10 protein-coding genes are annotated in these 13,369 nt (G+C 60.6%); 4 read left to right on the forward strand and 6 right to left on the reverse strand.

All coding sequences use genetic code 11. The annotated features are described in order from the left end of the window. The 3 genes from BGC09_RS21420 to BGC09_RS21430 all read left to right on the forward strand — a co-directional run. Nucleotides 1-449 (forward strand): EXPERA domain-containing protein (locus BGC09_RS21420; protein WP_176729001.1); only part of this gene is annotated, 449 nt, incomplete at its 5' end. Continuing rightward, on the forward strand, nucleotides 446-1,345 hold the full coding sequence (locus BGC09_RS21425; RefSeq protein WP_069806242.1) for a DUF1295 domain-containing protein: 900 nt from the start codon (nucleotides 446-448) through the stop codon (nucleotides 1,343-1,345). The genes BGC09_RS21420 and BGC09_RS21425, both read left to right, overlap by 4 nt. 123 nt (nucleotides 1,346-1,468) lie before the next feature. Continuing rightward, nucleotides 1,469-1,771, forward strand: coding sequence for a DUF1330 domain-containing protein (locus BGC09_RS21430; protein WP_069806243.1), 303 nt, complete (start codon nucleotides 1,469-1,471; stop codon nucleotides 1,769-1,771). Nucleotides 1,772-1,837: 66 nt separating this feature from the next. Here BGC09_RS21430 and BGC09_RS21435 read toward each other — a convergent pair whose 3' ends face one another. The 6 genes from BGC09_RS21435 to BGC09_RS21460 form a co-directional block, all read right to left on the reverse strand. After that, nucleotides 1,838-3,028 carry a permease gene (locus BGC09_RS21435; protein WP_069806244.1) on the reverse strand — a complete coding sequence of 397 codons (1,191 nt, stop codon included), beginning with the start codon at nucleotides 3,026-3,028 and terminating at the stop codon, nucleotides 1,838-1,840. A 188-nt stretch (nucleotides 3,029-3,216) separates the two neighbouring features. Next, a complete protein-coding gene (locus BGC09_RS21440; protein ID WP_069806245.1) occupies nucleotides 3,217-4,068 on the reverse strand; it encodes an energy-coupling factor ABC transporter ATP-binding protein in 852 nt (283 codons plus the stop codon). After that, nucleotides 4,065-4,997 (reverse strand): cobalt ECF transporter T component CbiQ, encoded by a 933-nt coding sequence (gene cbiQ / locus BGC09_RS21445; protein ID WP_069806246.1) that lies wholly within the window; start codon nucleotides 4,995-4,997, stop codon nucleotides 4,065-4,067. The genes BGC09_RS21440 and cbiQ overlap by 4 nt, the downstream gene beginning before the upstream one ends. Continuing rightward, complete coding sequence (gene cbiM, locus BGC09_RS21450; RefSeq protein ID WP_069806247.1) at nucleotides 4,994-6,307, reverse strand: cobalt transporter CbiM; 1,314 nt, start codon at nucleotides 6,305-6,307, stop codon at nucleotides 4,994-4,996. The genes cbiQ and cbiM overlap by 4 nt, the downstream gene beginning before the upstream one ends. Nucleotides 6,308-6,799: 492 nt before the next feature. After that, the gene (locus BGC09_RS21455; RefSeq protein ID WP_069806248.1) at nucleotides 6,800-8,998 is read right to left on the reverse strand and encodes a cellulose binding domain-containing protein; all 2,199 of its coding nucleotides are present in this window, start codon (nucleotides 8,996-8,998) and stop codon (nucleotides 6,800-6,802) included. 305 nt (nucleotides 8,999-9,303) lie between these two features. Continuing rightward, nucleotides 9,304-10,896: a cellulase family glycosylhydrolase gene (locus tag BGC09_RS21460; protein WP_084659225.1), complete on the reverse strand. Its 1,593-nt coding sequence runs from the start codon at nucleotides 10,894-10,896 to the stop codon at nucleotides 9,304-9,306. 861 nt (nucleotides 10,897-11,757) lie between these two features. Between BGC09_RS21460 and BGC09_RS21465 the strand changes: the two genes are divergently transcribed. Continuing rightward, nucleotides 11,758-13,369: ABC transporter substrate-binding protein (locus BGC09_RS21465; protein ID WP_069806250.1), on the forward strand; the 1,612-nt coding region annotated here is incomplete at its 3' end.

Raw genomic sequence — 13,369 nt, forward strand, 5'->3', positions numbered from 1 at the left:
AGATCATTATCCCCAATCCCTGGCACTTCAGCTATCCACTCTGGCCGCCGCGCCCAGTGGTCGACCTGATCCACTGGTGGGGCCAGCACTTTGATCCGCTTTTGATGGCTCGTCCAGTCTTCTTTAAGGTGACCATCTGGCTCGACGACCTGCTCTACGGCCCGTTCTACCTGGTGGCTATCTATGCCTACGCGAAGGGCCGCGAGTGGATTCGCCTGCCAAGCATTATCTACGCCGTGGCTATGATCGAGGGCGTGGTGATCATCCTGAGCGAGGAGGCCTTCGGCGCCTACCGCTCGCCACAGCTGGGCCTGGTAATTGCCGCTAACGCTTCGTGGATCATTTTCCCGCTTGTGATTCTCTTCCGCATGGGATTGCGCGAGCATCCCTTCAGCCGCCCAGTAGCCCTGAGCAAGCCAGCCTTAACGGGGGAAGGAGTCAGAGGATGAAACGCGCCTTCGCTATAGTAATCCTGGCCTATGTCCTGGCACTGGGAGCGGCCTGGGCCACGTTCCTCGTTCTTCAGAGGTGGCCACCGCTGGTCGCGCTGGCGGTGGCCGATGGCGTAGCGACCGTCGTGGTCTTCGCCTTCAGTGTGCTGACAAACAATTCGAGCCTCTACGATCCCTACTGGAGCGTGGCCCCGGTCCCGATCGCCCTTTTCTGGCTATTCCGGCCCGGCTCCGATGGTCTGGCCAACGCGCGGCATGGGCTGATCTTCGGCTTGCTCTGCCTGTGGGCGCTGCGCCTGACGGTAAACTGGGCCAGGCGCTGGCGCGGGTTGGAACATGAAGACTGGCGCTACGTGGATATCCGTAAGAATACAGGGCCCTGGTACTGGCCAGTCAGTCTGCTCGGTATTCACCTGATGCCGACAGTGCTGGTCTTTTTGGGCTGCCTGAGCCTGTGGCCAAACCTGAGCGATCGCGGAACTCCCCTCGTGCTGGCCGATGGGCTGGCAGCCCTGGTGACACTGGCCGCCGTGGCTATCGAGACCGTGGCCGATCAGCAAATGGAGCACTTCCGCGCCCGGCCCGCCAGCGAGCGCGGCCCCTTTCCGTCGGGCCTCTGGTCCTGGTCGCGCCATCCCAACTATCTCGGCGAGGTCCTCTTCTGGTGGGGCCTCTATCTGTTCGTGCTGGCGGCTCACCCGGCTTTCTGGTGGACGATCGTCGGGCCGCTGGCAATACTGGCGCTCTTCCTGGGGGTCAGTATCCCGATGATGGAGCGCCACCTGCTGGCAAAGTATCCTGCCAGCTATGCCCAGTACCAGCAGCACGTCTCTCCGTTCTTTCCGTGGCCTCCGCGCTCTCGCTCTCCGCAACGCGCAGAACTGGATCACTGAGCCGCGCGATGTGCTATAGTGTTTTTGTCCTGACAACGTGGCTTCAGGGCCAAAGGCGAAGCAGGCTATCGGGTCAGAATATGCTGAGCGGATGGACGCAACCGCTAGAATAGGAGGAGAACAATGGCAGTCTATATCATCGCCAGCATCGATATCACCGATCCCGAGGACTATCAGGAGTATGCCCGCCAGGCCGGAGCTACCGTGGCTCAATATGGCGGCAGATATCTGGCTCGTGGCGGCCAGATTGAGACGCTCGAAGGGGACTGGCAGCCTGGTCGCATCGCTTTGTTGGAGTTCCCAACAGCAGAACAGGCCTGGACCTGGTACAATTCCCCCGAGTATAGCGCAATCCGCGGCATCCGGCAGCGCGCTTCTCACTCGCGCGTAATCCTTGTGCACGGCCTCCCCGAGCAGCCAGCCTGAGTGCAAGAGGCACGCTTACTTACACGCCTCATGAGCCAGAGGGTCCATCAGCCGCCCCCTGTTCGCTCATGAGGCACTTTGATGCTCATGAGATCCATGCTCATGTACCTGGGAGGCCTCGGCTGGCTCAGAAGCAGGCCGGTTCATCATGGCCAGCATGGCCGGGCCCCCGGTGCGCAGAAAGCGGATGACGAGCGCGGCGGCCAGCAGGAGAGCTAACAGATTGAGCACAGTGGTATAGTTCCACTGCAAACCCTGGCTAATGGCAGCTACCGTACGCTGCGTAGGAATAAGGCCCAGCAGGCTAAAAAGCAGCTCCACCAGGTAGCCAGCCAGGGCCATTGTTACATAAAAGGTCAGCAGCAGATAGCCGGCCACCTTCCAGCCGTAATACTTGCGATAGATGTCGAGAATAGGCAGGACGATCAGGTCAGCGAAGATGAAGCTGACCAGGCCGCCGAAGCTGATGCCGCCACGCCAGAGCACCGCCGCCAGGGGCACATTGCCTACAGAGCAGACAAAGCTGATGATGGCCACCAGCGGACCAATCAGCGGCCCCTCAATGGCGGCCAGCGTCGGGTTACCGCTCAGGAAGAAGGTGCGCCAGAAGCTGTCAGGTACCCAGGCCGCTAAGGCTCCGGCAATGAGCAGTCCCAGCAGCACGTCGGTCCAGACCGCCGCCCAGTCCATCACGAAATAATGGCTGATGGCTGTGAAGGCTCGCCCGCTCCAGAGACGGCGCCAGAACGGGCCACTGGCCTCGACACTCATGTCCATCGCCGCATGGCCCTCCATACGCCCGCTGAGGCCGCGCTCCGCCTGCTCTCTGGCTCGAGCCACCAGCTGGCGACTGAGCGTGAGGCGGAAGATGAGCGCCAACAGAATGACCATGATGAGGCCACCGAGATACTGCGCCAGCATGAAGGGCCAGCCCAGTAAGACGAGTAAGATCAGGCCCAGCTCAATCACCAGATTGGTCGAGGCCAGCTCAAAGACCATCGCCGCTGTGAAACTGGCCCCCTTGCGAAAGAGCGAGCGCGCCAGGGCAACTGCCGCATAGGAGCAGGAGCTGGAGGCAATGCCGAAAAGGGTGGCCAGCGCCAGATGCCGGGGAGACTCGCCTCCCAGGAGACGGGCCAGCGTTCTTCGGGAAACGACCGCCTGCACCAGTGCTGAGAGGGCAAAGCCTAAGACAAGCGGCCAGAGAATTTCCCAGAACATGCTGAAGGCGCTCAGCAGCGCCTGCACGATAAACATGGGCCTTTCGTTCCCTCCTTTTGCTACCTGCCCTCGCAGGTCACCTCAGAGCAAGCTGGCAAGCCAAGGCTTCCCCGAGAAAGATAGGCCGCCCAGATCACCCCTGTCAAGCTCATGGGCAGGCGCAGTCAGAACCGGGGACCAGCCCTAGCCTCCTGACCAGGGCTGCTGCCGCGCTTGACAGCAGTCTAGAGGGAAGAGGCCGCGGTATCGCTCGGTCTCTGTGGCTCCGCTTCGGCTTCCAGGGTCAGAGACCAACTGCGATGCAGTTGGGGATGGATCAGATTGGCGCGCACCAGCAGGGCCCGATCGCGCAAGATCTCCTCCGGCTGACCGTCGGCCAGAATGCGCCGCTCCTCGCCCAGCACAATCACCCGCCGCGCAATCAATGGCACAATCTCCAGCTCGTGGGTGGCCGTAACGATGGTTCTCCCCTGCTCACCCAGGCGACGGATCAAATTGACCAGCACCCACTTGGTACGCGGATCAAGCGAGGCCGTCGGCTCGTCCAGAAGGATGACCTCCGGCTGCAGCGAGAGAACCGAGGCAATGGCCGCTCGCTTCTTCTCGCCGCCCGACAACTCAAAGGGGGCCCGGTCGGCCAGATGGCTGATCTCCATCAGCTCCAGGGCCTCCTGGCAGCGCCGCTTGACCTCTTCACGCGGCAGGCCGAGCTGCAGCGGCCCGAAGGCCACATCATCAAAGACCGTGGCGCTGAAGAGCTGCACATCGGGATCTTGAAAGACTAGCCCAACCTGGCGATGAAAGGTAAAGGTCTCCTGCCCTGCCGCCACCGCCTTGATATCGCGGCCCAAGGCCCGCATGCTTCCCTCCTCGGGCGCCAGCAGACCATCGAGGAGCTTCAGCAGGGTCGATTTGCCACTCCCATTGGCCCCCAAGAGCGCAATCTGCTCGCCGTGGCTAATCTCCAAATCGATGCCGTCAAGGGCCAGATGTCGACCGTGATAGCGATAGCGCACCCCACGCAGCCGATAGATGACGCTGCCTGGTTGGAGCGTCGAAGCCTGCGTCTCGCTCATAGCAGCACCCTCCCTAAGAAAAAGAGACCAATCGCCAGCAGCGCCGCGCCCAGCAGCGCCAAGATATCCCCACTCCGCAGGCGATAATCGCTATAGGTGCGAATCGTCCCCGTGAAGCCGCGCGCACACATGGCAGCATAGACCTCATTGCTCATCTGGAAGGAGCGATTCATCAAGGTCACCAGGGCGGTCACAATCCAGGCCCGCTGCTCTCCGCCGCTGGTGAAGCCCACTGTGCGGCTCTTGCGGGCCTCGAAGAAGCCGTTGACCGTGTGCAAAAAGAGAAAAATATAGCGGTAGGTCATCGAGAGCAGTAGAATAAAGATCTGGGGCACATGTAAGACCTGCAGGCTTTTGAGAAGATCAGCCCAGCGCGTCGTCAGAATCAAGAGAACGGCCAGCGAGACGGCATCACCCACGCGCATGACAAAGACGGCAGCCCCCAGCAGACTGGCCACGGTCGGACCCAGGTGCAACGGCCCCAGGTCCAGCTCAAAGAGGCGCGGCCCACCGCTGGTGAAGAAGATTGAAGGCAGGATGACAACGCCTGCAAAAAAGGGAATGCCCAGCCAGACCCGACGCACAAAGAAATCAAAGGGCAAGAGACTGACTCGCGCCATCAGCAAGAGCACACCATACAGCAGCAGCAGAGTCAGAAGCGAATGAGAGAGACTGGCGACCAGCACCGTCACAATGAACATCCCGAGCTTGATCCGCGGATCAAGGCCCTGCAGCCAGCCTGGACGGCGCGCGTGCTCCTCTGTAAAGACCGCACGCTCAATAGCCTCCGTCACCCCGGCCAGCGTCTGCTCCACCCAGCCAAGCTGACGACGTAGCTGACGCCGCTCCTGACGCGAGAGAGGCAGACGCTCAGGGCTGGCGCCAGCCTGGGTCGGCTCCCCTGGCTGGCCGCCCGTTCTCGAACTCATAGCGCCTCCTCACGCGGCTGCACTGGCTTTCCGCCGACTGCTGCTTCACCTCCACCACGGCCAGTCAGGCGGCGTATCAGCAGCATCAAGCCCGAGACCACCAGCACCAGCAGGAGAATCCCGATAATGCCGCTGATCTCATAGCCCAGAGCAGCATGCCACAAGGGAGCATTCGACGCCGTAAAGAAGTCAGCATTGATAGTGTAGCCACTCAAGGGCGCATTCCACAGACCATTGAGATCGCGCAGCCCCTGGGGAATGTAGCCGAAAGCCTTCTGCACATCCTCGGGGCTGCCTTCCCCAAAGGCGAAACCGGGCGCGATCAGACCCAGCGGCGCGAAAATGGCCAGGGCCATGAAGAAGGTCCCCACTCGTTTCAGGCGCGCCGGCAATACCACCCAGGTCAAAGGCAAGAGCACTACCGCGATGCCCAGCACAATCAGAAGCATGATGCCGACGTCCGGCCAGCTCACCTGCGACCAATCCGCCCCAAAGAGATGGTCTAGACGTCCCCCACCGGTAATCAGACCAGCAACAAAGAGCAGGACGAGCGCCAGAGGCACCGCCAGCGCGAAGATGCGCCAGAGCGGCAGCGCCTGCACCTCGCCGACGGGGACATCGCCGCCGCTCACTACCTCGCGCAGCGCTGTGAGCAGGGCCGGATGATGCTTCTGGATGTAGGCAAAGCCAAGGGCCGTAATCAGCGCTTCGACCAGCGAGGCCCCAAAGGCATGCGAGAGCAGCATCGCGGGAATGGCCACGCCCAGCGGATAAGGACTATAGAGCGGGTGCCCATTCTGCTGAAAGAGCACTGGCTGCAGCCCCAGCTCGATGCCAACAGCCAGAGCCGCCGCCGTAATCCCGACGTAGGAGCCGATGGCCGCCGCCCAAATGCGCCGCGTTGACAGCACCGGCGAGCGACCAGCGATCAAGCGATAGGCATAGTAACCAACAAAGGGCAGGATGACGCCCATATTCAAACAATTGACGAAAATAGCAAGAATGCCCCCATCACCGAAGAAAAGCGCCTGAATAATCAGGGCCACACTCACGCAGAGCATGGCCGCCCAGGGACCAAGCACAATAGCGATCAAGGTACCACCGACCCCGTGGGCCGTCGTCCCTCCAGGCACGGGCACATTAAACATCATGATGGTGAAGGAGAGGGCCGAAAAGATGGCCATCAGCGGCACGGTCCGCCGATTGAGCACATCGCGCATCTTATGAGTGGCCACCCCCCAGGCAGGAACGGTCACGATGCCAGAGCCCAGGGAGAAGACAGGCGAGAGATAACCGTCGGGTATGTGCATGGCAGGAACCTCCGTAACCCGCTCAGAAAAGAGACCACCGCCCAATTGCAGAGGAAGAACGCAAAACGCCGAGAAGGCCCCCCACCAGGCCGGCTACTTGTCAATTGCCCCTCCTCACCTGGTGTCGGCCATAGCTGCTTGTCAGATGCAATTGCAAATTATTCTCAATAACTACAGGTAAGTATAGGGAACAGGTTGCTTGCCTGTCAAGGGCAGCCTGGCCTCGGTTAGCCGGATTCAGGTAGCGGCGAGAAGAGGAGTAGAGTTAGCTCAGACGAAGATCCAGCTCAGGGAAAAAAGGAGAAGGCGGGGGAAAGAGCAACTGCTCCGCTTCCCCCGCCCTGCTTCCAGGGTGGGTGCTCGTGCTCGTTCGTATCCAGCAGGGGCGCTTAGATCAGCTACTTTGTGCCACAGCTCCTCTTCAGGAGAAGAGGCGAGCAGAGAACAGGCTGCCGTGCCCATAAGCAGGCCAGCCGGTCTGGCCAGTCTCACTCACTGAGGAGCAGGCAGGGCGCCTGTCGAGCCACACTGGCCGCTCCCGCTGCCAGTGGGAACCGCCAGCGGGCCGGTCTCGACAAAACAGAGGAAGCTATATTCCTTGCTTGCATTGCCCAGGCCGGTGTACTGGCCATTGAGCAAGCCGTAGCTATCCTCGCCATTCAGGGCCCAGTAGGTCCAGTTCAGATTGCTCACAGCCACGCCCGAGCCCCCGGAGCCATAGCTGCTCTTGATGAAGTTGATCAGGTCCGTGAACCACTGGCCCTGCGAGCCTGCGGCGCTAGAGACCAGATCGCTGGCGCTGTTGCCAGTGCCAAACTCGCCGATCCAGACCGGAGCCGAGCTATAGGGCTGGGCGCCTGTATTGTTCCAGGGATAGCCGCTATGGCCAGGCCAGCTCGGATTGATCCCGTTCGGCGTCGCAATATAAGCCCAATTGCTCGTCCAGACATCCACCAGGCTGGAGCCAGAGCAGCCGCTCTTATAGCAGGTGTTACTGTTGAACCAGCTCTGCGGATAGAGCGCTGGACCATACTCGTGCGCCGAGTAGACGACCTGATTATTGACCGCCGGCCCCAGGCTGCTGGCGCTGCCGCCGGCGTTGAGCACGATTGGCGCACCCGGATTCTTGCTATTGCCATTGACCCCCTGCAGGCTGCCGCCCCACCAGGTGCTGGAGTAGGGGCCGTTCGCCTGCGTTCCCGAGGACGTCGGATAGGCCGAGACCCCCTCGACAAAGATCAAAGGATAGCTCCAGCCGTGGGTCTGAGCATCGCCGAGCAAGGTATCGGCAGCGCGCTCCGCCGCCAGGCGCCAATCGTGGCAGGATGAGGTCGCCACGCAGGACAGCGCAAAGGGATTCGGATTCGGATTGCTGGCCGGATCAATGCCATCGCCCGTGCCCCATTGAGCCCCGCTGGCGTACTGATTGGGATAGGTCCCCTCCACATGCGGCTCATTGCGCAGGTCATAGCCCAGGACAATCGGCCACCCATCGGAGGCCAGATAATTCACCGTGACCGTATCCGTCGCTCCCATCGTCTGGGGAAGACCATGCACCCAGCGCTGCACACTCACCCAGTCGTTGATCCAACTGCTCTCGGGATAGGCCGAGGTATACCACAGGCCGCTCTGCTCGGCGGACTCGCCCGCCTCCGAGCGGTGGTCATCCAGGATCACATGCAGGCCAATAGAGCCAGCATAGTTGATGATCTTGGCCAGAATATCACGCGCGTGCAGCCCCACACACGACGGACAGCCCACGTCATTCTGCGGTATTGGATCAGACTCCCACATCTGATTAGAGAAGGGGATGCGCAGCGTATTGTAGCCATAGCTCTTGACCAGGTTGAGAATCGTCGAGATATCGTATGACCACAGACCATGCGCCACAGAATCGGGAGTCTCGAAGCCATACCAGTTGATACCACTAATGATGAACTGGCTGCCATTGGGTGCCAGGATCTTCGTGCCGCTGGTCCTCCAGCCGCCACTGGCACTGCCACCACCACCTGCGCCCGGCGTGGGGGTTAGCGTCGACACGCTCGTCGGAGCAGGCGAGGGCGTCGGCGTCGGCGTGGGACTGGCTCCCCCGGGCTCCGTGCCCCAAACCAGTTGTCCGTTGAGATAGAGCGTCACCTGGCTCCACGGGGCATAGCTCGTCTGCGTCGCGCTCCACGAATAGTCGTTGACCTGATTATAGTTGCTCCAGTCGCTCTTGTTGAAGCGCACCTGGATCTCACCGCTATTGCCACCGGGCCCAACACTCCCCGCCGCGCTGCTGAAACCGACCTGAAGATAGGCGTCAGCGGTGGCAGTGGAAGCGCTCAGCGCCACAAAGGTGCCAGAGAGATTGCTGCAACCAACCGCCGCATAGTCACACCAGAATTGCTGCGACTGGCTGCCGTCCTGCGTATACCAATAGCGGATGGTCAGGCTACTGAGGGCAACATTGGAGCTGGTATTGTTGACGATCTCAAAGTGAGGGCGAGGCGTATTACTGGTGGCACTGGTATTGGCATCGGCATACTCAAGAACCAGCCCGGCAGGCGTTGCCTGCGCATGACTGCTGGGAGCTGCTCCCAAGACCCCCCCCAGCAAGCTGAGCAGCAGCACCCCGAGCAGGAGCGCCCCGACCCACCAGCGTCCTTGCTGAGGCCACAGACGCGAGCGCGAAAAGAAGGATGGCTTCATGCCCAATGTCTCCTTAAGATGCGTCCAGAGCCTGGGAATTTTCCTCCAGCTAATCCAGGGGAGAGGCGGGACGGAAGGCGGTTGCCCGGGCCAGGGACTGGACCGATGAGGATCAGGCCCACTCAGACGAGCGCCTTTCTCCCCGCCGTCATCGATCCAGAGCCTGCAACCCACCCGCCAAACCTCCGCCCGCCTCATCCACGCTTGCGCTAGCCGCTCACACGGCCAATCTATGGACATACCAGCAGGCGCGTCCTTGCGGTAATAGCCATCCCTGACCTGCTGCTGGTATCAAGGCTGCCAGGTCAGACGACGCTGCAGCTGACGCCATTGAGTGAGAAACTTGTCGGCGCTGGATTGCTGCCGGTCCAGCTGGCCAGGAAACCCGGTGGAGAGCTAAGCGCACCGCCCGCCGGGATCTGGGCGTTGTAGGAGGCGTTGGTGATCGTCACCTGCGCCCCTTGTTGCGTGTAGCTCCCGTTCCAGAGCTGGGTAATCTGCTGACCAGCCGCGAAGCTGAAACGCAAGGTCCAGCCGTTGATAGGACTACTGCCCGTATTGGTAATGCTAATACTGGCCTGGAAGCCGCCTGGCCATTGACCCACCACACTATAGTGCACTTGACATGAAGCGCCAGCACCTGGCGTGGGAGACGGCGTCGGTGATGGGGTAGCCGTCGGAGTCACTGTCGGACGCGGCGTCGGCGATGGCGTCGGCGACGGCGCCCTGGTTGGCGTGGGAGACGGCGTCGGCGTCGGCGTGCTGCCACCGCCGCTGTTGGCCAGGGCAATCAGGTGATCGTGTAGCCCCTGCCCATAGGCCGTGGGCGTGCCATTGTAATTGCTGATCAGGGCAGGGAACGAGCTGCAATCGTAGGTGTCCCAGGCCCAGCCCAGATAGCCAATGCCATGCTGGTCAAACCAGGCCATCGCTGTGTCAATAAAGCCATGTGCACAGTCGTTCTCGCCGATCTCACCCGCAATGACCGGCACCTGGGCTGCCACCGGCGCAACCTGGGAGTCCCAGCAGCTTGTGCTGCTACAAGCGTTGAAATTATACAGGTGGAAAGAGGCCACCAGATTGTTGAGCGGGTCCGTGGGCTTGTACTGCAGCCACTGCGAGAGGTTGTTAGAGTAAGCCAGACCTCCTAGCATGATCACATTGGTGGCCCCCGTGGCCCGCACCGTGTTGATCAGGGTCTGCATGCCAGCTACGGCAAAACCAACGTCGCTACAAGGGCTGGCGTTGGCCGCCGTGCTGCCGTCACGCCAACAGGCCCAACTGCTGGTGTATGGCTCATTGTAGAGGTCAAAGATCACGGAACTGTTGTTCTTGAAGGCATTGGCTACCGAAGTCCAGAAGGCCGGCGCGTGATCCAGATCGGGCATCGGCTGCTGCCCGCTGGCCTGCTGGCTGCCCGGCGCGTTCCAGTGCAGGTCGAGAATGACAATGAGATTGTCAGATGTCAATGTATTAACAAAGTTGATAACCTGCTGCTGATAGGTGGCAGCTGAGTACTGGGCAGCAGGATAGCCGTTGATGCCAAGCCAGCAGTCCTCGTTCAAGGGGATACGCACCGCGTTGATATCCCAGCTCAGCATGGCATTGATGGCACTGGTGTCGACCGGCCCGTCGAAAACGGTGGTGGCGGTGCTGCTGCGACACATGTACTCTGCACCAGAACGATCAACCCCAAGCGCTCGAACAACCTGGTTCTGCCCGTTGAGCAATTGATTACCAGAGACGTGCAGCCCCGTCACCGACGGCGCCGCATGAACACGTAAAGCCTGCGATCTGACCCCTAGATAGGTGGCTAGGGAGAAGGACGCCAGAACGAGCAGGAGAGAGAGCGCCGCATACCTCAGCCGAGGCCAGCGACACACGGATGGTGTGGCCATAGATCCCCCCCTTTTGATAGATCAAAGAGGTAGCTTCCTTGCTTACCGGGGTCGCGCCTCCCTGCGAGAGAGATGGCACCAGGCCCGGCTCGCCCGCCGTGGTCCTCTTCTTGTCCCGTGGCTCCAGTTCTACCACAGCGTCGTAAACGGTATCGTAAACGATACCGTAAACGTTTACGAAAGTAACTATACCTGCCAGCTCCGGCTTTTGTCAAGCGCCGATCTCCCCCTTCCCTGCAGCCTGACGGGGGCCGGCAGGCTCTTCCCTATCCAGCGCGCCGTCTCTCCGGGCTTAGGACAACATGGGGAGGAAGACTGGCGTCGGCCCTACCTCTCACCTGTCTACTCGGCAACAACGGCTCGTTCTTGAGCGCCCGCTCAAAGCTGGTCTCCACGCAAAACTACACTTGAACAGGAAAAGAGGTTTTTTCTTCGTCTTCGCTTGTGACCAGCTCCATTCTGGTGATGGGTATCCAATTCTATTGCAGAGCTTTCCTGCTCCAATGGCAATTGACAGAGAAGATGCTCCCAATTACAATTTATGTAATCGATTGCGGTATCGTTAACGCAAGCGCTTACAAAAGCTTTCGCTCAACTGCAGAGCCAGGAAGCATTTCATTCCGATCAGCCACTGAGCCTGTTGAGAGAGCGCAAGAGAACGGAGGGAGAACGGCCCCCTTGCGAGGGGGCCAGCGCCTGATTCGGCTGTAGTGGAGCAGGCGCGCCCAGGGAGGCACATCCCAGGGCAGTGCCATGCCGTAGAGGGCGAGCCGGCCCTGTATGCAATTACCAATGGCCTGACGGCCAGCCAGGCTCGCCCGCTCAGCCCGAAGCGAGGACGAGACAAGACCAGGAGGCACCATGAACACGATCTATCAACCGCCGTGCTCAGGGAGTGCTTGCCAGCGCCTTGCTGGAGCACTCTGTATCCTTCTCTGCCTGGGCGCCCTGCTCCTCAGCGCCTGTGGTGGTTCGGCCCAGCCGACCGGGACCAGAACCGACACACTCAGGGTATTGCCGGCGCCCAACGGTCCCAATGCCGATCTCTTCAATCCATTCTTCAACTACAACACCCCTGCCGCCTGGGGAGCGCAGGGCCTGCTTTACGAGGTTCTCTATTCGACCGACTTCTCCACAGGCGAATATCATCCCTGGTTGGCAACCAGCTACAACTTCTCCGGCGACAACACCCAGCTCACCTTCCATCTGCGTCCTAACGTGAAGTGGAACGACGGCCAGCCCTTCACCAGCGCCGACGTCAAGTTCACCTTCGACCTGATGAAAGCACATCCAGCCGTCGACCAGGGCGGAGTTGGTGCTCTCATTACAAACATCACCACGCCCGACGATCAGACGGTGACCTTCACCCTGACCAGCCCCAACAGCACCGCGCTCTTCTATATCGGCCAGACCTACATCGTCCCGCAGCACGTCTGGTCCACCATCAGCGGCGACCCCGCCAAGTTCACCAACGATAAAAACCCCGTCGGCACCGGCCCCTACAAGCTGCGCAGCTTCTCCGCCGACCTGATCATCTACGACGTCAACCCCTCCTACTGGGGCGGCCAGCCCGCCGTCAAGCACATCTACGTCTACTCCGCCAAGGACAACACCACTGCTATCACCAATATGATCCAGGGCAAGTATGACTGGATGGGAAGCGCCTGGACACCGGACTTCGATAAGCAATTCAAGTCCAAGGACCCCCAGCACAACAAGACCTGGTTCTTCCCCAGCAACACCGTCATGCTCTACCTGAACCTCTACAAGGCCCCCTTCAATAATGTCCTCGTCCGCAAGGCCATCAGCGCCGCGATCAACCGCGACAACCTGCCACAGGGTGTAGCCTACTACGCGAAGCCAGCTCATCCGACCGCTATCATTCCTCCGCGCAAGGACTGGATCGCGCCGGAGTATCAGAATGCCACCTTCCAGTACAGCGTCTCGCAAGCCCAGTCCTATCTCAAGCAGGCCGGCTACAGCCAGCACAGCGATGGCTACTTCTACGACTCCAGCGGCAAGGTCCTCGGCTTCTCCATCATCGTCCCCAGCAGCTGGTCTGACTGGGCTCAGGACGCCCAGTTCATCGTCAACGACCTCAACAAGGCCGGCATCAAGGCCACGATGAACGGCGTGGCCGACGCCAATACCTACTTCAGCGCCATCTATGGCGGCAACTACGAGGCGGCGATCGGCTGGACGGATAAGGGTCCCACCCCCTACTATCCATATCGCGATATGCTCAGCAGCAGCAACTCCGCCCCTCTCGGGAAGTCAGTCTCGGGCACAAACTTTGGCCGCTGGGATGCGCATTCGGCTGGAACGCTGGCCAACCAGGTTGATCAGTTGCTCAAGCAGTACATGACCTCGACCGATACCACTGTCCAGAAACAGGCCATTCAGGGGATCGAGAAGATCATCGTCGAGCAGCTGCCGGCCATCCCGCTGACGGTCAATGTCGACTGGGACGAGC

This window comes from Thermogemmatispora onikobensis, assembly GCF_001748285.1.
Classification (GTDB): domain Bacteria; phylum Chloroflexota; class Ktedonobacteria; order Ktedonobacterales; family Ktedonobacteraceae; genus Thermogemmatispora; species Thermogemmatispora onikobensis.

Excerpts from the sequence above, each read along its gene's own strand:
- BGC09_RS21455 (WP_069806248.1), bottom strand. The coding sequence starts at position 8,998 with ATGAAGCCATCCTTCTTTTCGCGCTCGCGTCTGTGGCCTCAGCAAGGA.
- cbiM (WP_069806247.1), bottom strand. The coding sequence starts at position 6,307 with ATGCACATACCCGACGGTTATCTCTCGCCTGTCTTCTCCCTGGGCTCT.
- cbiQ (WP_069806246.1), bottom strand. The coding sequence starts at position 4,997 with ATGAGTTCGAGAACGGGCGGCCAGCCAGGGGAGCCGACCCAGGCTGGC.
- BGC09_RS21430 (WP_069806243.1), top strand. The coding sequence starts at position 1,469 with ATGGCAGTCTATATCATCGCCAGCATCGATATCACCGATCCCGAGGAC.
- BGC09_RS21425 (WP_069806242.1), top strand. The coding sequence starts at position 446 with ATGAAACGCGCCTTCGCTATAGTAATCCTGGCCTATGTCCTGGCACTG.
- BGC09_RS21440 (WP_069806245.1), bottom strand. The coding sequence starts at position 4,068 with ATGAGCGAGACGCAGGCTTCGACGCTCCAACCAGGCAGCGTCATCTAT.
- BGC09_RS21460 (WP_084659225.1), bottom strand. The coding sequence starts at position 10,896 with ATGGCCACACCATCCGTGTGTCGCTGGCCTCGGCTGAGGTATGCGGCG.
- BGC09_RS21435 (WP_069806244.1), bottom strand. The coding sequence starts at position 3,028 with ATGTTTATCGTGCAGGCGCTGCTGAGCGCCTTCAGCATGTTCTGGGAA.